Here is a 20,662-nt window from a genome sequence, read left to right on the forward strand (position 1 = left end):
GCTCCACTCAGGGGCCGAACACAGCCACCCATCGCGGGAAGTTTAGTGGATAAGTCGCGAATGGACGGTACGCCGGTCTGACGACACTATGGCCGAGTGTGGATGTTGCCCCGCTTCCGGCCGATCTCGGCACGAATGGGGAAACCAGACTTTATGTCGGCGCACCCCTGGCGCGGTTGCGGAAGGCGGTCGGGGTCTCGCCGGCGCGCTGCCGGAAGAACTTGGTGAACACGACGGCGTCGGGAAAACCGAGTCGCTCGCCGATCGCGCTGGCGGCGGCATCGGTGTGCACGAGCTGACGCTTGGCCTCGAGAAGGACCCGGTCGTCGATGAAGCTCTTGGCGCCGCGCCCCGTGGCCGTCCGCGTGGCGCGGGTGAGGGTGCGGACGCTGTAGCCCAAGCCCCGCGCGTAGTCCGCCACCCGATGAGTTCGCGAGAAGTCTCGCTCCACCGCCTGCTGGAAGCGGCGGAACGCCTCGTTGCCGCTCGCGCCGTCCCCGGCCTGGACGCCCTGAACGTGAGCCAGGCGCAGCACGAGGACGGCGAGCAGATGGCGGACGACCTCGATGTGGGACTCCAGGGGCAGGTCCGCCAGGTCGCGGAACTCGCTCTCCAGCAGGTCCAGCACGCGCCGGACCTTGTCCTGCTCGGCGCCCGTGGGGAGCAGTGGCTGCTGCCGGGCCGGCTGGTCGACGCGGGCGATGTCCACGGTGGCGCGGCTCAGGAACCCGGGCTCGAAGAGCACGACCGCACCCTCGGCCGCGTGCAGGTGCGAGCAGAGCTGATAGATCTGGCCGGGACGCACCCACATCCAGGCACCCTCGGTCAGCTCGTGCTCGGTGAAGTCCACGGAGCAGCACAGGGTGCCCGACCGCACCGTGATGAGCTCGTGGAAGGCCAGCCGCTTGGGGGCGTACGGGTCGACGTCATGGCCACGGGCGCGCTCGGCCAGGCCGGTGAAGTCGAGAACCTCCACACCCGGCGGGGCGCCCGCGGAAGTCCGATAAGGGACTTTCGTGACATCAGTGTGTCCGTTTCTGTCCATGATCTGTCTCCAGCCTACGACCTCCGACGCCCGGCCGACTTCTAGCGTCAAGAGCGACGGAAACGGCCACGGCGCGCACAGATCGCCGCGACCACGGTCCGCCGCGACGGAGAGATGACCGAAACTGTCCGCGTCATCTGCCTGGACGCCTCATCCGAGACGAACCGAGGGGGTCATGAATCATGCGACTGATCGTGGGCATGACAGGCGCGACGGGCGCCGTGTTCGGCGTCCGGCTGCTGGAGAACCTCGCCGAGATACCGGAGGTGGAGACCCACCTGGTGGTCAGCCGCTGGGCCCGGGCAACGATCGAGCTGGAGACCGGTCGCAGCGTCGCCGAGGTCAGCGCGCTCGCCGACGCCACGTACCGACCCGAGGACCAGGGCGCAGCCATCTCCTCGGGCTCCTTCAGGACGGACGGCATGGTGATCGTGCCCTGCTCGATGAAGACGCTGGCTGGGATTCGCGCCGGATACGCCGACGGGCTGGTGGCGCGCGCCGCCGACGTGGTCCTCAAGGAGCGGCGCAAGCTCGTGCTCGTCCCGCGCGAGACCCCGCTGAGTGAGATCCACCTGGAGAACATGCTCGCGCTCAGCCGACAGGGCGCACAGCTGCTGCCACCGATGCCGGCGTTCTACAACCACCCCCGGTCGGTGGACGACATCGTCGACCACATCACCGCCCGGATCCTCGACCAGTTCGATCTGCCCGCGCCCGCCGCCAAGCGGTGGGAGGGCATCCGGCCCGCTCGCACACTCCGTCCGATCGCCTGAAAGGACCCCTCATGGCCTACGACGACCTACGAAGCTTCCTCGACGCCCTCGACAAGGAGGGCCAGCTCCTGCGGATCACCGAGCAGGTGATGCCGGAGCCGGACATCGCCGCCGCCGCGAACGCCGCCCCGCGCCTGGGCGAGGCGGCTCCCGCCCTTCTCTTCGACAACATCACCGGCTTCACCGACGCGAAGATCGCGATGAACGTTCACGGCTCGTGGGCCAACCACGCGCTGGCGCTGGGCCTGCCCAAGGAGACCGGCACCAGGGAGCAGATCGAGGAGTTCACCCGGCGCTGGGCGGACTTCCCGGTGGAGCCCGAGTGGCGCGAGAACCCGCCGTGGGCCGAGAACACCATGGAGGGCGACGACGTCGACATCTTCGCGGTGCTCCCGCTGGTCCGGCTCAACGACGGCGACGGCGGTTTCTACATCGACAAGGCGGCAATCGTCTCGAAGGACCCCGACGACCCGGACGACAGCGCCAGGCAGAACGTCGGCATCTACCGCGTCCAGGTCATGGGCAAGGCGAGGCTGTCCCTGCAGCCCGTGCCGATGCACGACATCGCCCAGCACCTGCGCAAGGCCGAGGAGAGGGGTGAGGACCTGCCCGTCGCCATCACCATCGGCAACGACCCGGTGATCTCCATCGTCGCCTCCACGCCCTTGAGGTACGACGAGAACGAGTACGGCCTGGCCGGCGCCTTGCGTGGCGCGCCCGCCCCGGTCACAGCGGCTCCGCTCACCGGGTTGCCGGTGCCGTGGGGATCCGAGGTTGTCATCGAGGGTGTCATCGAGGGCCGCAAGCGCGAGATCGAGGGCCCGTTCGGCGAGTTCACGGGCCACTACTCCGGTGGCCGGAGGATGCCCGTCATCCGCATCGACAAGATCTCGTATCGCACGCATCCCGTCTTCGAGCACCTCTACCTCGGCATGCCGTGGACCGAGATCGACTACCTGATGGCCGCCAACACCTGCGTGCCCCTGTACGAGCAGCTCAAGGCCGACTTCCCCGAAGTACAGGCCGTGAACGCGATGTACACCCACGGCCTCGTGGTCATCGTCTCCACGAAGAAGCGCTACGGCGGCTTCGCCAAGGCCGTCGGCATGCGCGTGCTGACCACCCCGCACGGCCTCGGGTACGCCGCCACCGTGATCGTGGTGGACGAGGACGTCAACCCCTTCGACCTGCCCCAGGTGATGTGGGCGCTGTCCGTCCGGATGAACCCGGCCGACGACCTGATCCGGATCCCCAACCTGTCCGTGGTGGCACTGGACCCGGCTGCCAGGACGCCCGGCGTCATCGACAAGCTCATCATCGACGCCACCGCGCCGATCGCCCCTGACGTCCGCGGCCACTACAGCGCCCAGGTCAGTGACCTGCCGGAGATGGGCACGTGGGTCACCAAGCTGCAACAGCTGGCCGCTCGCCACTGATCTCACCGACCCGCCTTCACGGAAGGAAATACCGCCATGGCCGACACCATGATCTGCCCGCGCTGCGCACACGAGACCGTCGAGACGGTGTTCTCCTCACCCGTCGCCGGCGCCTGGGACGTCCTGCAGTGCCGGCAGTGCCTCTACATGTGGCGCACGAGCGAACCGGCCCGCCGCACCCGGCGCGACGCGTACCCCGAGGCTTTCAGGATGACCGCCGAGGACATCGAGACCGCGCCCGCGATGCCCACCGTCGCGCCGTTGCGAAGCACCGTCGACCAGGGCTTGTCCTGTACGGGTTAGCGCGACTGCTTGCCGAGGTCCCGCCGTCTCACCAGGGCACCCGGCCGTTGTCGTCGAAGAATCCGCCGGTCTCACCGTCGTCGCCGACAGTGGCCCAGTACACCGATGCGCGGGCGCCCTCGTCCGTGCTGCGCACGCCACGAAAACCGTTCAGATCGGTGGCGACGAAGCCCGGTGTCACCGCGTTGATCTTCACATGCGCCAGCTCCGGATCGTCGAGGAACGCGTTGGCGTACTTGACGGTCAGCATGTTCACCGCGGCTTTCGTCGCGGAGTAGGCGAACGACTCGTGGGAGCGGGCGAACATCGAACCCTGCTCTGTGGCCTTGGCGAACATGGCGGAATCGCTGGAGACGTTGACGACCCGCGCCGCCGGGGACTTGCGCAGCAGCGGCATCATCGCGTGCACGACCCTGACCATCCCGAACACGTTCGTCTCGAACTCCAGACGCATGTCATCGGCCGACACCGCGGTCGCCTGCTTGCGGACGAGAGCCCCGGCGTTGTTCACCAGGACGTCGAGGCGCCCGTACTCACGGCCGACGAACTCGGCCGCCCTGTCGACCGACCCGTCGTCACTGACGTCGATCTCCACGGGCCGCACCACTACCCCGGCTGCGGCGAGCTCCGCGGCCGCCCGGGCGCCGCGCTCGGCATCCCGGCTCCCGAGGAGCACGGTGAGGCCACGCTCGGCCAGCTGACGGGCCGTGGCCAGGCCCACGCCCTTGTTGGCGCCGGTGACCAGGGCGATCGTTTCGGTCGACATGCTCCCCGTTCCTTTGGGTATGAGACGTAGACTCCGAACTGAGAGTGCCCCTCGACTTTAACCGTAGGGTTCCTACGCTTGTCAATCCTGGAAGGTGAGATGGAGCCCGTCCTGCCGTCACGACGCCCGAAGCGAGCGGACGCCCGCCGCAACTTCGACGCCCTCCTCACGGCCGCCCGGGACTCGTTCGCAGAGAACGGCGCGCACGCCTCGCTCGAGGACATCGCGCGGCGGTCCGGGGTGAGCATCGCCACCCTGTACCGCAACTTCCCCACCCGCGAGGACCTCGTGGAGGAGGTCCACCGCGACGAGGTCGAAGCGCTCTGCCGCGCGGCAGCCCGGCTCGACGACCTCGAGCCGTGGGACGCACTCGTCACGTGGCTGCGCCGCTTCGTCGACTACATCGGCACCAAGCTCGCCTTCGCCGACGCACTCAATCGCACCACCGACAGCTTCCAGGCGTGCCGCAAGGCGATGCGCGACGCCGGTGGTCCCCTGCTCGAACGCGCGCAACGAGCCGGCGTCGCGTCCCCGGAGCCGTCGATCGACGACGTCCTGCGCATGATCTCCGGCATCAGCGCCGTCGAGTACGTCGACGACGCCCAACGCAAGCGGGTCCTCGCACTCGCTCTGGCCGGGCTACGCGCGGCTCCCCCGCCAGGCGGTTGATCCCGGGGGCGGGTGACGCGCCGCTCGTCGTCAGGACGCGGGCGTCACCTCGACGATGCCGCGTCCGGCGTCGATCCGGACGTGGTCGCCGGTGCGGATCACCGTGACCGGGTCCCGGTCCAGGTCCGTCATCGCCGGGACGCGCGTGACCACCGCGCCCAGCGCGGCCTTGGTGGTGGTCACCGTGAAGATCATCCCGATCGGCGCCGTGCCGAGCAGGCGGGTGGTCTGGAAGAACCCGGACCAGCCCGAGGAGCCCTTGGCTCCCGGGAAGACCAGGATCTTGCCCGTGAAGCAGACGCCGTGGAGCTCGTGGCGGCGCTCGACGATGGTGCCGGTGGCGGGGTCGATCCCGCCCCAGCCGGAGATCGTCTCGTGCGAGACCAGCGCCTCCCCCTCCACCACACCCGGCACGACCGTGCGTCCACGCAGCACGAACGGAGCGCGCGTGTGCTGGTCCGACGTCTCCTGCGTCATCGCAGCTCTCCCCTCCAGCGCCCGGTGACGGCGGCGTCCACGCAGTCGTCGAGCGTCCCGAACCAGGCCTCGATGCCGAGGATCGCGGGCAGGTAGTGCGCCTGTTTCGCCGAGTCGGTGGCGAAGACCTTCGTGCCGGCGGGCGCGGTGCGGGACATGGCCGGGCAGGAGTCGGCGAGGATCTTCCCGCCGGCCGCCTCGATCACGGCGGTGTAACCGCTGCGGTCGGCCACGTCCTTGAGCGCGCGGGGAGCCATGATCCACAGCTGCGTCCCGGAGTGCAGCCGCTTCCCGTCGAGCGCCCGGGCCGCCGCCCTGATCTGGTCGATCGAGGCGTGCGGGCAGCCGAGCAGCACGAAGTCGACGTCCGTGGACGAGCCCTGGTCGTTGAGCGTCTCGTACATCGCGCGGCGCTCCGCCCGTAGAACGACTCGGCGTCGGTCTGCAGCTCCACGAACTCCTTGGGGTAGGGCACCGTGCCCACCGAGTCCGGCCCGAAGCCGTGCTGCAGCTGGCAGGTCGGCACCTTCATGTCCGGGATCTCGAGCGGCTCGTCGCAGTCGAGGTTGATCACCGCGAACGCCTTGTTCCAGCCGCCTTCGGCCACCAGTCGTGCCTTGGCGGGCGAGGGCTGGGTGGTCGTTCCTGCCACGTTGCGCGTGTCGCAGAGCCGCTCGGCGTCCAGCGCCTCGCCGTAGCGGATCAGCAGGTCCATCGCCGCCGCGACGGCCCGGCCCTCCGCGCCGTCGCGCATGGCCTTCTCCTCGTCGGTGAGGATCATCCGGTGGCCTCCTTCGCGGCCGACGACACAGCGGCCGGGGACGCCACGGGGTTCGTCTCCGGGCCGCTGCGCACCGCGGCGAACATCAGCAACCCGCCCCCGACGATCAGCACGATCGGCCCGTACTCGTAGGGCATGATCGCGCTGAGCCCGAGCAGCCAGAAGCTGTACAGCCCCGGCAGCACCAGGCCGAACATGTAGCCGATGCCGTAGCCGCTGGCTCGCACCGACGCCGGGAACCGCTCGTTGAGGTAGACCAGGATCACCCCGAGCGGCGCCGAGGGGATCACCTTGGCGATCACGTAGAGCAGCCCCACCACCCAGTCCGGCGCACCCGCGCGGCCGGTGACGGCGAGCAGCAGGAACGCCCCGGCGACGACGACGGTCATCACGAGCGCCCAGCGCATGAGCAGCGCGCGGCGCCCGATCCGCTGCCCGATCGCGGCGAGCAGCACGATCATGCCGATGGTCACGACCGAGGAGACGATCTCCAGCGTGGTGCTCAGCTGCGCGCTGCGGCCCAGCACCTGCACGAGCAGCGTGGGGAGGAAGGACACCGACATCTGCGTCGCGAACCAGTAGCCGCAGGTGAACAGGAAAACACTGGTGATCAGGGCGCGGTGTTCGATGAACAGCTCGGCCACGGGCTGGCGCCGGGCCGTGCTCCGGCGCTCCTCGTACACCGACTCGTCCTCGACGACCTTGCGGTAGTGCCACAGGTACACCAGGCCGAGCAGGAACCCGAGGAAGAACGGGATCCGCCAGCCCCACGTCAGGAAGCCCTCCTCCGGCACCCCGTCGAGCACCCCGAGCAGCAGGGCGTTCATGACGAGCAGTGCCGCCGGTGCCCCGATGGCGATGAGGCCTCCGACGCGGCCCCGCCGCGACACCTGGGCCTGCTCCAGCGCCAGCGGGATGGGCGCCGCGTAGCCGCCTGCCAGGAAGATGCCGCCCACCAGTCGCAGCACGGCGAACACGACGATCGCGCCGTAACCCCACTGCGCGTAGCCGGGCATCAGCCCCATGAGCAGCGTGAGGATCGTGAACGCCCAGCCGCTGATCATCGTGACGCGCTTGCGCCCGATCCGGTCGGACAGGTTGCCCAGCAGCACGCTGCCGATCGGACGGCCCAGGAGCCCGACCGTGAAGAGCAGGGTGGTGATCGTCGCGCGGATCTCCGCCGGTAGGCCTGCCGGCATGAAGTAGGCCATCGCCGCCGGCAGCACCAGCGCGGGCAGGTAGACATCGAAGCTGTCGACGAACATCGAGAACGCGCCGCCGCGGGCGGATCTCCGTTCGTCAGCCTCCGTGATGGTGGTGCGATGGGCTTCGGACAGCGTCATCGCCGGCCTCCTGGAATGTGGTGGGAGCGAACCCGTCGGGGACGGGAAGTGCCTCGGGTCAGCCGTCGAGGTTGTGGGACAGCCGGCCGGCGAGCTCGGCGTGGTCGACCTCGTGGACGCTGCCGTGGACGCCTGAGAGCGCCAGTGCGTGGGCCGCTCCGGCGCCCATCGCCGCGCAGGGGCCCATCACGCGGATGCTCGAGAGCGCGGCGGCGTCCCCGTCGACGCAACGGCCCGCGACGACCAGGTTGTGCACGCCGGGCGGCGTCATCGAGCGCAGTGGCACGTAGTGGACGTGGTCGGGGCCGAACGTCTCCCACACGTAGCCCTGTGGGCTGTCGTGCAGCTCGATCGGCCACGCCGTGCGCGCGACCGCGTCGGGGAAGCGCGTGCCCGCCCGCACCTCCTCGAGCGTCAGCTGGTGCACGGCCTGCACCCAGCGGGTCTGCCGCCTGCCCGGGAAGCCGTAGGCGCGCACCCGGGCCTTGCCGAACACCTCCGGGTACTCGGCGCGCAGGAGCTCCACGGCCCGGTCGGCCTGCACCTTGCCCTGCAGCTGGGCCCGTGACGCGCCCATCGGGTCCAGCGGCGCCTCGATGTGGGTCATGTTGAGCACCGCGATGCCGCGGCCGGGGAAGAAGAAGGCGAGCCCGTCGCGGCGCAGCAGCCCGTACTGCTCGGCCTTCTCCGAGACACGGGCGGCCAGGTCCTGCGGGTCGGGCCGCTGGCCTTCGTCCAGGTTCTCGACGACGAGCTGCTGCGAGCCGTAGATCTCCCGTTCGGGCAGCCGGCACGGCAGCCCGGCTTCCCAGGCCAGCGAGGCATCACCGCTCGCGTCGACGAACCCGGTGGCCGTGACCTCGACCGTGCCGTACCGGGTGCCGAGCCGGACGGCCCGGATGCGCTCGTCGTCCCGGGTGACGCCGGCCAGCACCGCGCCGGTGATGACGGTGATGCCCAGCTCCGCCACCGTGTTCTCCACCCAGCGCCCGAGCGCCACCTCGTCGTACCCCACGACGGTGGTGTGGTGGCGGCGGTAGTAGAGGTCGCCGGTGGCCTCCAGGTCCCGGAAGATGTCGTCGAAGATCCCGTGGGTGAGCCTGCGGTGCTCCGGTGCGTTGCCGAACACGCCGCAGAACAGCCCGATCAGCGAGTTGACCATCTGGCCGCCGAGCACGGGCAGCGCGTCGACGAGCACCACACGCCGCCCCAGCCGGGCCGACTCGACGGCAGCGGAGAGCCCCGCGATACCCGCGCCGATGACGCAGACGTCCGCGTCGACGTCGTGCCCGACGGACCCGGCGGGCTTGGTGACGGTCCGGACCTTCAGGTCGGTCAGCGCGTGCGGCATGGATCACACGCTAGGCAGCAGGCGACGGGCGCCGGAAATAGAGATTCAGCCTGCCGGACCATCAATCGGACCTATAGGCCTAGGTCAGGGCTTCGCCGCCAGCGCGACGAGCGCCTCGCGGAACCAGCGGTGGGCCGGGTCACCATCGAGGTCCGCGTGCCACCAGAACTTCTCCACGATCGGCTCGGGCTCCCCCGGGCAGGGCAGCACCCGCAGGCCGAGGCGCTGCGCCACCTGCCCGGCGAGCCGCTCCTGCAGCAGCGCCACGTGGTCGGTGCCGGCCACGAAGTACGGCACCGCCTGGTAGCTCTCCACCCGCACGCGGATCCGCGGCTGGATGCCGAAGCGGGTCAGCTGCCGGCTCATGGGCGCGGCACCCGGGAAGCCGCGGTCGGGCTGGAAGGGGGCCACCCAGCGCATCGCGGCGAGCTGGTCGAGGCTCAGGGTGTGCCCCACGTGCGGGTTGGCCGCGTCGACGACGCACACCCAGCGGTCGGTGAACAGCTCGACCGAACGCACGCCCGGCAGGTCGAAGCCGCGCACCGGCGGCGCGATCATGCCGTCGACGAGCCGGACGATCGTGGCGGCGTCCGTCGAGAAGTGCTCGCGCACCAGCCGCACATGCAGATCGACGCCAGGAGCGCGGGTGGCCAGCTCGGCCGCCAGCCGCCTGCCCAGCACCGCGACGGTGTAGTCGGCCATGAGAAGCGTGAACTCGCGACGGGTGGATCCCGGGTCGAAGGACGTGCCGGTGGCGAAGAGCCGCTCGGCGGCGGCGCACACCGCCTCGACCTGGTCGGCGAGCTGCATCGCCAGCGGCGTGAGCACGTACCCGCCCCGGCCGCGGGCGAGCAGCTCGTCGTCGAAGTGGCGGCGCAGCCGGGAGAGTGCCGCGCTCGCCGCGGGCTGGGAGACGCCGATCCGGGCCGCGGCGCGGGTGACGTTTCGCTCGCGGATCAGCTCGCGCAGCGCGACCAGCAGGTTCAGATCCAGGTTCGCCAGTCGGGCAGAGGGGGGCCTCGCCACACTTCGGACGATAACCCGCATCCGGTCCGTGGACGCGCGACGGTGGCCCGTGGTGCGTGGTCGGTTCGCGGTCGTCAGCGCTCGTCGTCGAAGACGCGATCCCGGTCGCTGACGATGTGCACCGCCGCCTCCTCCGCCGACGCGGCGCCCCCGTCGATCCCGGCGTCCTCCGCGAAGAGCTCCTCGTCGAAGTCGGACAGGCCGCCGTCGTCGGAGGCCACGAGCCGCCCCGAGCGGACGTCGCCGACCTCGTCGTCGAGCAACTCTCCGTCGGTGTCGGAGCTGTCGCCCAGCCCGTCCCACGGGGGGTCCTCGCGCTCGGGCACCTCGCGGGCGAGCAGGTGGTCGAGGGTCTCGCCGTCGTGCTCCTCACGCGGCGTGGTGCCCCACTCGTCGAGTCCGAGCGGCCGCTCGGGAGGCGAGTAGCCCTCGTCGAGGACGTCCTCCACCCCGCGGTAGTCGAGGCTGTCCTCGGGCTCGAGGAGCCCGGAGTCGTTGTCGTAGCCGTCGGTGCGGTCGTCGTCGCTGCTCACGTCACCCCTCCTGGTCGCTCGTCGACGACCCCAGCCTGCCAGGTCGTGGCGCTCGCCGGGCGGGGGGTGCCGTCGCGTGTCAGCTCTTGCGCAGCAGGGCCACGTCCGACACCGCCGCGATGTGCTCGCCCATCGCGGCCGCCGCGGCGCCGGCGTCGCCCGAACGGATCGCCTCGGCCACCTTGCGGTGCCCGGCCAGCGACTGCTCGGGGCGGCCGGGCTGGGAGAGCGACTCGATGCGGCTCTCGCGGACCAGCTCCGCGATCTTCGTCATGAGGTCCGCGAGGAGGCCGGAATGTGCCGCGGCGGTGACGGCGGCGTGGAAGCGCCCGTCGCCGGTGACCCCGCGACCACCACGCGAGATCTCGCGGGCCATCCCGTCGAGCGCGTCGTCGATCGCGGCGAGGTCCTCCTCCGTCCGCCGCTTCGCCGCCAGCGCGGCGAGCTGCACCTCCAGCGCCTCCCGGGCCTCGATCACCTCGCGGAGCTGGTTGCGCCGCGCGTCCAGGGCGGCGAGCACCTGCTGCTGCGGCGGCACGTCGAGGATCACTGCGCCGTCGCCGTGGCGGACGTCGATGATGCCCTGCACCTCGAGCGCGATGAGGGCCTGGCTCACCGAAGCCCGGCTCACCCCGAGCTGCGACGCGAGCTCCCGCTCCGGGGGCAGCCGGTCGCCCGCCGTCAGGCCTTCGACCTGGATGTGGTCGAGCAGGCGCTCCACCAACTGCTCGTAGAGACGGGGCCGGTTGACGGGCCGCAGGGGCCGGGGAGCGCGCTTCGGCGCAGCGGACACGGGAATCACACCTCCACGTACAGGTCGCCGGGACTATAGTCCTCTCATTGGCTAGGCCACTATGCCACTCCAGGGTTCGAGCGCCGCGCTCTCGGCGTGACCGGCCGGAAGTTCCGCATCGACGGAAGGTGCACCGCATGTCCGCCCCCCTCGACGGCCTCCTCGTCGTCGACCTCAGCCGGGCCCTCGCGGGCCCGCACGCGACGATGATGCTGGGTGACCTGGGCGCCCGCGTCATCAAGATCGAGGCGCCGGACCGCGGCGACGACACCCGCGGCTGGGGGCCGCCCTTCGTCGGCGATGCCGAGCACGGCGTCGAGTCGACCTACTTCCTCTCGGCCAACCGCAACAAGGAGTCGGTGGCGCTCGACCTCAAGTCCGGCGAGGGGCACGCCGCGCTCACCTCCCTCGTCCGCCGGGCCGACGTGCTGGTGGAGAACTTCCGCACCGGCGTGCTGGACCGCCTCGGCTTCGGAGTCCCCGAGCTGCACCGGCTCAACCCACGGCTGGTCGTCCTGTCGATCTCCGGATTCGGCCACGACGGGCCCGAGGGCGGCCGCGCAGGCTACGACCAGATCGCGCAGGGCGAGGCCGGGCTGATGTCCGTCACCGGGTCGGGTCCCGACGACCCTCAGCGCGTCGGGGTGCCGATCGCCGACATCCTCGCGGGCATGTACGGGGCCTACGGGGTGCTCGCCGCGTTGCGCGAGCGCGACCGCACCGGTGTGGGCACCGTGGTGCGCACGTCGCTGCTCGCGGCCGTCGTCGGAGTCCACGGGTTCCAGGGCACGGCCTGGACCGTCGCCGGTGAGGTGGGCAGTGCCCGCGGCAACCACCACCCGTCGATCTCCCCCTACGGCCTCTTCCGCTGTAAAGGGGGCGCGGTCCAGATCTCGTGCGGCAGCGAGGGCCTCTGGCGCAGGTTGTGCACGGAGTTCGCGCTCGACCCGGCTGCCGACGGGCTGCGGACCAACGAGGAGCGCGTCCGCCACCCCGACCTGGTCCGCACGGTCGTCGAGGACGCCTTCGCCTGCGACGAGCCCGACACCCTGCTCGTGCGCCTTTCCCGGGCAGGCGTGCCCGCAGGACGGCTCCGCACGATCGACGAGGTCTACGCGTGGGAGCAGACTGCCGGCCAGGGCCTGCTGGTCGACGTCGAGCACGCCACGCTCGGCAGGCTCACCTTGCCCGGTCCGCCGCTGCGGTTCTTCGACGGCGAGGACCGGGAACGGCCCCGCAGGAACCACAGCGCCCCGCCGACCCTCGACCAGCACGGCCCCGCACTGCGCGCCGAGCTCGGGCTCGACCGGCCCACTCCGGCCGAGGGGGCGGCACAGTGACTGTCATGACCTCGACCGGGGCGGGCGCCGTGATCGCCGCCATGTTCGACGCCGGGTCGTTCGGCAGCTGGGACTCGGCGCCGATCGCCGTGCCTGCCGATCCGCACTACCGCGCCGACCTGGCCGCCGCGGCGGCCCGCAGCGGCACGGATGAGTCCGTGATCACCGGCGAGGGCCGCGTCGACGGGCGGCGGGTCGCCGTGGTGTGCAGCGAGTTCGCCTTCCTCGGTGGCTCCATCGGCGTGGCCGCCTCGGACCGGATCGTCCGGGCCGTCGAGCGGGCCACCGCCGAACGGCTCCCGCTGCTCGCCGTCACCGCGTCCGGTGGCACCCGCATGCAGGAAGGCACCCTCGCGTTCCTGCGCATGGCCGCCATCACCGCCGCCGTGACCGCTCACAAGGCGGCAGGCCTGCCCTACCTGGTCCACCTCCGCCACCCCACGACCGGCGGCGTGTTCGCGTCGTGGGGCTCGCTCGGCCACATCACGCTCGCCGAACCGGGCGCGCTGATCGGCTTCCTCGGTCCCAAGGTCTACGCCGCGCTGCACGGGGAGTCGTTCCCGTCCGGCGTGCAGACCGCGGAGAACCTGCACGCCCACGGGCTCGTCGACGCGGTGCTGCCGATCGGCGACCTCGCCGGAGTCACCGCGCACGTCCTCTCATTACTGGACCCTCCCCAGCCCGGATCGCCACCGGCCCCCGTCCCCTCGCAGGGGCCGGTGGTATCCGACCCCCCGGCCTGGCAGGCGATCACCGCCACCCGCAGGCCCGAACGCCCGGGCGTGCACGACGTGCTGCGGCTCGCCGCGGTCGACCACGTCGCGCTGGCCGGCACCGGCGAAGGCGAGGCGAGCGACGGGCTGCTGCTCGCCCTCGCCCGGTTCGGCACGCAGCCCTGCGTGCTGATCGGGCAGGACCGCCGCGCCCAGGCCCGCACCCCGCTGGGGCCTGCCGACCTGCGTGTCGCCCGCCGCGGAATGCGGCTCGCCACCGAGCTGCGGCTGCCGCTCGTCACGATGATCGACACCCCCGGGGCAGCTCTGCACCCGGAAGCAGAGGAGGGCGGTCTCGCCGGCGAGATCGCCCGCTGCCTCGCCGATCTCATCGCCCTGCCGGTGCCCACGGTGTCGCTGCTGCTGGGGCAGGGCACCGGCGGCGCGGCGCTGGCCCTGCTGCCTGCCGACCGGGTGCTCGCCGCAGGCAACGCGTGGCTCTCCCCGTTGCCCCCGGAGGGCGCCGCCGCGATCCTGCACGGCGATCCCGACCGCGCTCCCGAGGTGGCGGAGCTGCAGGGCGTCCGGGCCGGTGACCTCCATCGTGCGGGCGCCGTCGACATCGTCGTCCCCGAACACCCCGACGCCACGGTCGAGCCCGGCGCGTTCAGCGGGCGGATCGCCGCCGCGATCGAGTACGAGCTGCACCGGCTGCGCCGGACCGATGACGCCCGCCTCACGGCCCGGGCGGACCGCCTGCGGCGGCTTGGGCTGCCGAGCTGACATGACTCAGGACAAGCTGGGTTCTTCAAGCTCAGTCATGTCGAACTCCTCGAACGCCCAATGCGGGTGGCAGAGGTGAACGAACCTCGGCCGGCGGCATTCGTCGGCACGGCGCCGCTCGGTACGGGAACCGAACAGAGTGCGCATTCATGCCCGATCCGGGCCCGGCCCCACACCCCGCGAGCACAGCGACGGCGACGACGACCAGCGTCACGAGCGTTCGGACCCGGCAGCGGCGCGCGGGAGCGGACACTGTTGCCCCCTCGCCGGTGACGGCGCCGCGATGCTCTCCCGAGACCACCCGGGCCCGCCACTCGGAGCACGCTCACCGTCCCGCGCAGCCCTCAGCACCGACAGCCGACCTCTCGGCATTGAACCGAAATGGCTTGGCGTTCGTCATGTCATAAACGTGGGGGATGAATCGACCTTTTGTAGGTGCAATTCTGTGGGGAATTCGTGGGTCAATCTTGCCGAAGAGCTCGGCGCGGCGGTGCATGTGGAGCTGGCCAGGCCGGGGAGCCGGCGTGCGGCACTCATCCGGGCTCTCCGGGAGGCCGTTCGTTCGGGCCGGCTGGCTCCGGGAACACGCCTTCCGCCGTACCGCGCCGTCGCGGCCGAACTCGGCCTGGCCCGCAACACCGTCGCCGATGCCTACGCCGAACTCGTGGCGGAGGGCTGGCTCACCGCCCGCCAGGGGGCGGGCACCCAGGTTGCGCACCGCGCCCAGGCAGTCGGACCGCCTCCGGTCCACCCGCCCGCCCGGACGGTACGGGCGCTTCCGTTGCACAACCTCGAACAGGGGCAGCCGGACGCGTCCTCGTTCCCGCGCCGGGCCTGGCTGGCCTCGGCGCGACGGGCACTGATGGACGCACCGAACGACGCCTTCGGTCCCGGTGACCCACGCGGTCGCATCGAGCTTCGAGAGGCCCTGGCCGAGTACCTCGCCCGCGCGCGGGGTGTACGCACCACGCCGGAACGGCTCGTGGTGTGCTCGGGCTTCTCCCACGCGCTGCGCCTGTTGTTCGACGGGGTGCTGAGCGGCCCGCTGGCCGTGGAGTCCTACGGGCTCGCGTACCACCGCGCGCTGCTGGCCGCGGCCTCGGTGCGCACCGTCCCGCTGACCCTCGACGAGAACGGTGCGCGGATCGATGAGCTCGCCCGCCACGACCAGGTGCGGGCCGTCCTGCTCACGCCGGCGCACCAGTTCCCCACCGGTGGCCCGCTGGCACCGGCCCGGCGGCCCGCCGTGCTCGACTGGGCCCGGTCCCGCGGCGGCATGCTCGTGGAGGACGACTACGACGGCGAGTTCCGCTACGACCGCCAGCCGGTCGGGGCACTGCAGGGCCTCGACCCGGACCACGTCGTCTACGTCGGATCGGTGAGCACGAGCCTGTCCCCCGCCCTGCGCCTGGGCTGGATGGCGCTGCCCGACCAGCTCGTGGATCCCGTCCTCGCTGCCAAGGGTGAGCGCGAGGGATGGGCGAACGTCCTGGCCCAGCTCACGCTCGCGCACTTCATCTCCTCGGGGGCCTACGACCGCCACATCCGCCGGATGCGGCAGCGCTACCGCCGCCGCCGCGACCAGCTGGTCACGGCCGTCGCGGAGCGGCACCTGCAGCCCACCGGCATCGCCGCGGGCCTGCACGTCGCGTTGCGGCTACCTCCGGGCACGGAGCAGACGCTCGTCGAGAGCGCCACCGCGGCAGGAATCGCCCTCGACGGCTTGGCGGCGTTCCGCCACCCGGACGCCACCGTGGCCCCGACCGACGGTCTCGTCGTCGGTTACGCAGCCCCGTCCGACCACGCGTACGGCCCGGCGCTCGACGCGTTGTGCCGGGTGCTGGCCGACCACACCTGACACGTCACGTGCGCCCCGGCTCAGCCGGCCTCGGCCGCGCCCTGCTGCAGCAGGTGGCCGAGCTCCTCGAGCCGGGAACGCACGTTGCCCTCGGGCTGGTCCTCGGCCACGACGAGGGTGCGCTCACCGAGGCGGCGCATCAGATCGGCGAGGACAGCGGGGTCCGGCGCGTCACTCTCCAACTCGCCGCGCAGCTCGGCCAGCGCCGCCCCGATCTCCTCCAGCGCGGCGGCGCCGGTGCCGTCGATCCGGTCCTGCCAGCGCTGTATCTCCACGAGCCCGCCTGCGATGCCGAGCGCCAGCGGGCCGGACCGCAACGCGCTGGTCGTGAGCTCGAGGTCGTGCTCAACGGGGTCGCTCATGGCGCCGCGTACCCCCTCGGCGACCCCCGGGAACCGGCCGACGCCCGATCAGGGGTCGCCGAGGGCGTCCGGATGGGTGGTGTCGATCTCGGAGATGTCCGTCGAGGATGCACCCATCAGGACCGGTCGCGATCAGCGCGCACGGCGCCGATCAGCTCCTCCGCCCGGTCCGCGGAGACCGCGGCCGGCTCCAGCGCTCGCTCCCGCACGCTCGCCAACAGTGCCGATCTCACGCCCGCGTTCGACCGTTCGATGTCGTGAATCGCCGGTCATGCCGTCACCGGTGGGCGAAGGCGCTGATCACCCCGGCCGCCACCGCCGCCCGCTCGACCATGCCGGCGATGCTGACGTGCTCGTGGCGCGCGTGGGCACCGTCGCCGACGGCGCCGAGGCCGTCGAGCACGGGGCGGCCCATGGCCGCGACGAAGTTGCCGTCGCTCGCCCCGCCCACCGAGGTCTCCCGCAGGTCGACGCCCAGCTGCTCGCCTGCCCGGTGGGCCAGCGCGTACATGGCAGCGACCCCCGGGCTGCGTTCCATCACCGGCCGGTTCCACCCGCCCTGCACGGTCACCTCGGCCCGCGGGTCGTGCGGCCGGAGCGACCCCAGCAGCTCGTCGATCCTGTCCTGCGCCGACAGCCTGGCGACCCGCACGTCGACGCCGGCCGTGGCGGCTGCGGCCATGACGTTGCGGCGGGTGCCGCCGTGGAGCACCCCGACGTTCACGGTGGTGCCCTCCGCGAGGTCGGTGGCCGCGTGCAGGGTGCGCACGATGCGGGCGATCTCGTCGATCGCGCTCGCCCCCGCCGTCGGGTCGAGCCCGGCGTGCGCCTCGACACCCCGCACGTGCACGTCGAACAGGCCCACGCCCTTGCGCGATGTCTTCAGCGCGCCGTCCGCGCTCGCCTCGAACACCAGCACGGCAGCGGCGTCCACGGCGGCCTTCTCGATCAGCGGCCGCGAGAACGGGCTGCCGATCTCCTCGTCGCCGTTGAGCAGCAGGCGCAGCGGCGGGTGCGGCAGCCCGGCCTCGCGCAGCGCCCGGACCGCCCAGACGGCCTGGACCAGCCCGGCCTTCATGTCGAACACGCCCGGCCCGCCGATCCGGTCGCCGTCGATCCGCACGGGCCACTCGGCGAGGGTGCCCGCGCTCCAGACCGTGTCGTAGTGCGCGAGGAAGGTGAGGAGCTGGTCGCCCGTGCCGTCGTACTCGAGCTCGAGGACATCGCCGTACTCGTCCGACCGGTGCAGGGCTCGCGAGCGCGGTGCCCCGATCCGCTCGCCCAACCAGGACTCGAGGTGCGCGAGCCCGGCCGCGAGCAGCGCGACGTCGTCGCTCGGGGTCTCCTGCTCGGCGTAGGCTACGAGGTCGGCGACGAGATCCTCGCGATGGCCGGCCAGCAGGCCGTGGAGCGCCGCGACGTCGACCCCGTCGAGGGCGGCGGGCGTTGGCACGGTCATCGCAGGGCTCCCGCAAGGTCGTCGATCCGCTGTTCGGTCATCGGTGCTCCGCCCTCCAGTTCCTCGATCTGCGCCACCAGCCGCTCGAGGCCGGGGACGGCGATCCCGAGCTGCGCGGCCCGATGGAGCACCGGTCCGTAGTGCGTGGATACCTCGGTGGGCCTGCGGCGTACCGCGATGTCACGCCAGATGCCACTGCGGTCCTTCGTCTGAGTGCGCAGCCACGCCACCAGCGCGTCGGTCGCGGCGTCCGCCGCCGCGTGCTCGTCACCGCGGCGCACCACGATCCCCCGCTCGCGGATGCTGCGCACGTGCTCGGCATCGACGACGGTGACCTCGTGCCCGGCACGCGCGAGGTGATGCCCGAGGGTGCCACCGATGGCGCCGGCCCCCACGATCACATAGCCCACTGCCGACAGCTCCTCTCGAGCCCGCGGAACGGTCGACGGCCGTGCCTCACGTGAGCTCCCGGCCCTTCGTCTCGGGCATCGTCGCGTAGACGACCACGCCGATCAGCGCGGCGACGGCCACGTACAGCCAGACCCAGCCGCGCAGCCCGCTCGCGCTCATCCACGTGGTGATGTACGGGGCGGTGCCGCCGAAGACGGCCACGGCGAGCGCGTACGGCAGCCCGATGCCCGTGCTGCGCACCTCGGCGGGGAACTGCTCGGCCATCACCACGGCGCAGTTGGCCGAGTAGCCGGCCAGGAACGTGACGCCGACCAGTTCGACCACCAGCAACGGCCAGAAGCCGCCGACCTCCAGCAGCCGGAACGCCGGGTAGGCGAGCACGACGAAGCCGATCGCGAAGGCCAGCAGCGTGGGCTTGCGCCCGTAGCGGTCCGACAGCAGCGCGACGAACGGCAGCAGGCACAGGAAGTACGCGATCGCGATCGTGTTGGCGAGCAGTGCCTCCGACAGCGGGATGCCGACGGCAGCGTTGGCGTAGCCGGGCATGTAGCTGATCCACACGTAGTACGTGAGCGTGCCGGCGATCGTGATGCCGATGACGCGCAGTGCGGCGGCCGGGTGGTCGGTGAGCATCCCGACGATCGGGTTGCGCTGCCGGGTCCGGCCCTCGTCGCTGGCACGCCGGAAGCTCTCGGTCTCCTCGACGGTGACCCGAAGCCAGAGCCCCACCAGCCCGAGCACTCCCCCGATTCCGAAGGCGATCCGCCAGCCCCAGGCTTGCATCGCGGCGTCGCTGAGCACCGACGTGAGCACGAACCCCATGAGCGAGGCGATCAGCGCGCCCGCGCCCACCGACACCTGCTGCCACGAGCCCGCGAATGCCCGTCTGCGGGGCGCGGCCGATTCCACGAGGAACGACGAGGACGATCCGAACTCCCCACCCGCTGAGAAGCCCTGCACGAGCCGGGCCAGCAGCAACACCACCGGCGCGGCGATCCCGATCGCCTCGTAGGTGGGGCAGATCGCGATCACGAAACCCGCGCCCGCCATCAGCCCGATCGTCAGCGTGAGGCCCTTCTTGCGGCCGTGCCGGTCGGCGTAGGCGCCGAGCAGGGCACCGCCGATCGGCCGCATGACGAACCCGACGGCGAACACCGCGAGCGTCGAGAGGAGGGCGGCGGTGGGGTTGCCGCTCGGGAAGAACTGGGACGCGAAGATCGGCGCGAGCGTGCCGTAGACCGCCCAGTCGACCCACTCGACGGTGTTGCCGATCGAACCGGCGATCGCCTTGCGCTGAGCGCGGGTGAGCCGGGTGCCGGACGCGGCCTCCGCCGACGCCACCACCTCACTCACGGCCGCTCCGGCCCCGGCCTGAGCAGCGTGCGAGCCACCTCGGCCAGCTGGGCATGCGTGGCGAACCAGACCCCGGAGTGTCCCGCGATGTGCGCGAGCAGCTCGCGCAGGACCACCAGCCGGGAACGGTGGCCGATGACGTGCGGGTGCAGGGTGAGCTGGAAGAGCCCGCCCTCGGCGTACGCGGCGTCGAACTCGTCGCGCCAGATCTCCAGCAGAGCACGCGGCGGGGTGTAGGGCCGGAGCGAGGAGTAGCGCTCCATCATCAGATAGGGCGCGTCGTCGCGGATCCATTCGACCGGGATCTCCACGATCCCGGTGGGCCGACCGGCGGCCACGAGCTCGTAGGGCTCGTCGTCGGCCATCAGCGACGAGTCGTAGCGCAGCCCGAGCTGCTCGATGATCGCGAGGGTGTGGTCGGAGAAATCCCAGCTCGGGGTGCGGATGCCGACCGGGCGCACGCCGCTGAGCCGCTCCAGCACCTCGATCGCGCGGCCCGTGAGGTCGAGCTCGTCGGCGCCCTCCAGCAGCATGTTGCGCTCGTGGATCCAGCCGTGCACAGCCACCTCGTGGCCACCGGCGACGTAGGCCGTGACCTCGTCGGGGTGCAGCAGAGCGGACACCGCGGGCATGAAGAAGCTGGCCGGGACGCCGAACTCGGCGAGCAGCGCGAGCACCTTCGGAACCGCGACCCGGGCGCCGTACTCGCCCTGTGACAGCTTCCCCGGACGCGTCTCGGCATCGCGCAGCGGGATCGTCTCGTGGTCGGGGTCGAAGGAGATCGCCACCGCGACCGTGGCACCCCCCGGCCAGCTGTCCGGCACCAACCGGTCTCCGGCGCGCACACGCTCGACGTGTCCGCGCCAGGTCGGCTCGTCCCATTGCCACGGCTGAAGCTCGATGGGGCCACCCATCCTGATCACCCTACTGGCGATCCACACGTCGGACAGGCTGCTCGCGCGGTCCGCGAACGCTGCGCCGACCACGACCGGCACGCCGATCCCGCCGGCCCGCACACCTCACCTGTCCGAGGTGAATGACACGACGACCTGGCCGCCCGTAACCCACCCACCCGGGACGCTCCGGA

General features: G+C 71.7%; 22 protein-coding genes and 1 pseudogene. 8 read left to right on the forward strand and 15 right to left on the reverse strand.

Annotated elements, in window-relative coordinates; genetic code table 11:
• Positions 1-151: 151 nt before the first annotated feature.
• Positions 152-976 carry a helix-turn-helix domain-containing protein gene (locus MMF94_RS24770; RefSeq protein WP_241039560.1) on the reverse strand — a complete coding sequence of 275 codons (825 nt, stop codon included), beginning with the start codon at positions 974-976 and terminating at the stop codon, positions 152-154.
• A 251-nt stretch (positions 977-1,227) separates the two neighbouring features.
• On the opposite strand from MMF94_RS24770, the gene MMF94_RS24775 reads away from it, so the two are divergent.
• The 3 genes from MMF94_RS24775 to MMF94_RS24785 are packed head-to-tail and all read left to right on the forward strand — an operon-like array spanning position 1,228 to position 3,557.
• Entirely contained in the window at positions 1,228-1,818 is a 591-nt protein-coding gene (locus MMF94_RS24775; RefSeq protein ID WP_277398815.1) for a non-oxidative hydroxyarylic acid decarboxylases subunit B, read from the forward strand.
• An 11-nt stretch (positions 1,819-1,829) separates the two neighbouring features.
• Positions 1,830-3,254, forward strand: a complete 1,425-nt coding sequence (locus MMF94_RS24780) for a non-oxidative hydroxyarylic acid decarboxylases subunit C (RefSeq protein ID WP_241039561.1) — start codon at positions 1,830-1,832, stop codon at positions 3,252-3,254.
• 36 nt (positions 3,255-3,290) lie between these two features.
• A complete protein-coding gene (locus tag MMF94_RS24785; protein ID WP_241039562.1) occupies positions 3,291-3,557 on the forward strand; it encodes a non-oxidative hydroxyarylic acid decarboxylases subunit D in 267 nt (88 codons plus the stop codon).
• Between the two features lie 28 nt (positions 3,558-3,585).
• Here the strand turns inward: MMF94_RS24785 and MMF94_RS24790 are convergent, their stop codons facing one another.
• Positions 3,586-4,323 carry an SDR family NAD(P)-dependent oxidoreductase gene (locus tag MMF94_RS24790; protein WP_241039563.1) on the reverse strand — a complete coding sequence of 246 codons (738 nt, stop codon included), beginning with the start codon at positions 4,321-4,323 and terminating at the stop codon, positions 3,586-3,588.
• Between the two features lie 78 nt (positions 4,324-4,401).
• Here MMF94_RS24790 and MMF94_RS24795 point away from each other — a divergent pair, with 78 nt between their 5' ends.
• Positions 4,402-4,992 (forward strand): TetR/AcrR family transcriptional regulator, encoded by a 591-nt coding sequence (locus MMF94_RS24795; protein WP_241039564.1) that lies wholly within the window; start codon positions 4,402-4,404, stop codon positions 4,990-4,992.
• 30 nt (positions 4,993-5,022) lie between these two features.
• Here MMF94_RS24795 and MMF94_RS24800 read toward each other — a convergent pair whose 3' ends face one another.
• Both MMF94_RS24800 and MMF94_RS24805 read right to left on the reverse strand, forming a co-directional pair.
• On the reverse strand, positions 5,023-5,469 hold the full coding sequence (locus MMF94_RS24800; protein WP_241039565.1) for an aconitase X swivel domain-containing protein: 447 nt from the start codon (positions 5,467-5,469) through the stop codon (positions 5,023-5,025).
• Positions 5,466-5,873: an aconitase X gene (locus MMF94_RS24805; RefSeq protein ID WP_241039566.1), complete on the reverse strand. Its 408-nt coding sequence runs from the start codon at positions 5,871-5,873 to the stop codon at positions 5,466-5,468. The genes MMF94_RS24800 and MMF94_RS24805 overlap by 4 nt, the downstream gene beginning before the upstream one ends.
• Before the next feature lie 72 nt (positions 5,874-5,945).
• Between MMF94_RS24805 and MMF94_RS24810 the strand changes: the two genes are divergently transcribed.
• Positions 5,946-6,167, forward strand: a complete 222-nt coding sequence (locus MMF94_RS24810) for a hypothetical protein (protein ID WP_241039605.1) — start codon at positions 5,946-5,948, stop codon at positions 6,165-6,167.
• A gap of 11 nt (positions 6,168-6,178) precedes the next feature.
• Here MMF94_RS24810 and MMF94_RS43600 read toward each other — a convergent pair.
• The 6 genes and pseudogenes from MMF94_RS43600 to MMF94_RS24840 all read right to left on the reverse strand — a co-directional run.
• Positions 6,179-6,250: pseudogene (locus MMF94_RS43600) on the reverse strand (hypothetical protein); the annotation flags it as partial.
• Complete coding sequence (locus MMF94_RS24820; RefSeq protein WP_241039567.1) at positions 6,247-7,593, reverse strand: MFS transporter; 1,347 nt, start codon at positions 7,591-7,593, stop codon at positions 6,247-6,249. The gene MMF94_RS24820 and the pseudogene MMF94_RS43600, both read right to left, overlap by 4 nt.
• Before the next feature lie 58 nt (positions 7,594-7,651).
• Positions 7,652-8,944, reverse strand: a complete 1,293-nt coding sequence (locus tag MMF94_RS24825) for an FAD-dependent oxidoreductase (protein WP_241039568.1) — start codon at positions 8,942-8,944, stop codon at positions 7,652-7,654.
• 84 nt (positions 8,945-9,028) lie between these two features.
• The gene (locus MMF94_RS24830; protein WP_241039569.1) at positions 9,029-9,970 is read right to left on the reverse strand and encodes a LysR family transcriptional regulator; all 942 of its coding nucleotides are present in this window, start codon (positions 9,968-9,970) and stop codon (positions 9,029-9,031) included.
• Positions 9,971-10,044: 74 nt separating this feature from the next.
• Positions 10,045-10,503 carry a DUF5709 domain-containing protein gene (locus MMF94_RS24835; protein WP_241039570.1) on the reverse strand — a complete coding sequence of 153 codons (459 nt, stop codon included), beginning with the start codon at positions 10,501-10,503 and terminating at the stop codon, positions 10,045-10,047.
• Between the two features lie 79 nt (positions 10,504-10,582).
• Positions 10,583-11,296 (reverse strand): FadR/GntR family transcriptional regulator, encoded by a 714-nt coding sequence (locus tag MMF94_RS24840; RefSeq protein ID WP_241039571.1) that lies wholly within the window; start codon positions 11,294-11,296, stop codon positions 10,583-10,585.
• A gap of 137 nt (positions 11,297-11,433) precedes the next feature.
• On the opposite strand from MMF94_RS24840, the gene MMF94_RS24845 reads away from it, so the two are divergent.
• The 3 genes from MMF94_RS24845 to pdxR all read left to right on the forward strand — a co-directional run bounded on the left by MMF94_RS24845 (position 11,434) and on the right by pdxR (position 15,990).
• Positions 11,434-12,636: a CaiB/BaiF CoA transferase family protein gene (locus MMF94_RS24845; protein ID WP_241039572.1), complete on the forward strand. Its 1,203-nt coding sequence runs from the start codon at positions 11,434-11,436 to the stop codon at positions 12,634-12,636.
• Between the two features lie 5 nt (positions 12,637-12,641).
• The gene (locus MMF94_RS24850; protein ID WP_241039573.1) at positions 12,642-14,132 is read left to right on the forward strand and encodes a carboxyl transferase domain-containing protein; all 1,491 of its coding nucleotides are present in this window, start codon (positions 12,642-12,644) and stop codon (positions 14,130-14,132) included.
• Between the two features lie 445 nt (positions 14,133-14,577).
• Positions 14,578-15,990 carry a MocR-like pyridoxine biosynthesis transcription factor PdxR gene (gene pdxR, locus MMF94_RS24855; protein WP_241039574.1) on the forward strand — a complete coding sequence of 471 codons (1,413 nt, stop codon included), beginning with the start codon at positions 14,578-14,580 and terminating at the stop codon, positions 15,988-15,990.
• 20 nt (positions 15,991-16,010) lie between these two features.
• On the opposite strand, the gene MMF94_RS24860 is transcribed toward pdxR, so the two are convergent.
• The 5 genes from MMF94_RS24860 to MMF94_RS24880 all read right to left on the reverse strand — a co-directional run bounded on the left by MMF94_RS24860 (position 16,011) and on the right by MMF94_RS24880 (position 20,591).
• Positions 16,011-16,352, reverse strand: a complete 342-nt coding sequence (locus MMF94_RS24860) for a hypothetical protein (protein ID WP_241039575.1) — start codon at positions 16,350-16,352, stop codon at positions 16,011-16,013.
• Between the two features lie 277 nt (positions 16,353-16,629).
• Positions 16,630-17,811 (reverse strand): M20/M25/M40 family metallo-hydrolase, encoded by a 1,182-nt coding sequence (locus MMF94_RS24865; protein WP_241039576.1) that lies wholly within the window; start codon positions 17,809-17,811, stop codon positions 16,630-16,632.
• Complete coding sequence (locus MMF94_RS24870) at positions 17,808-18,221, reverse strand: ketopantoate reductase family protein (protein ID WP_241039577.1); 414 nt, start codon at positions 18,219-18,221, stop codon at positions 17,808-17,810. Before MMF94_RS24870 ends, MMF94_RS24865 begins: the two co-directional genes overlap by 4 nt.
• 46 nt (positions 18,222-18,267) lie before the next feature.
• A complete protein-coding gene (locus tag MMF94_RS24875; RefSeq protein ID WP_241039578.1) occupies positions 18,268-19,575 on the reverse strand; it encodes an MFS transporter in 1,308 nt (435 codons plus the stop codon).
• The gene (locus tag MMF94_RS24880) at positions 19,572-20,591 is read right to left on the reverse strand and encodes a polysaccharide deacetylase family protein (protein WP_241039579.1); all 1,020 of its coding nucleotides are present in this window, start codon (positions 20,589-20,591) and stop codon (positions 19,572-19,574) included. Before MMF94_RS24880 ends, MMF94_RS24875 begins: the two co-directional genes overlap by 4 nt.
• Positions 20,592-20,662: the final 71 nt, after the last annotated feature.

This window comes from Pseudonocardia alaniniphila, from assembly GCF_022524485.1.
GTDB classification, from domain to species: Bacteria; Actinomycetota; Actinomycetes; order Mycobacteriales; family Pseudonocardiaceae; genus Pseudonocardia; species Pseudonocardia alaniniphila.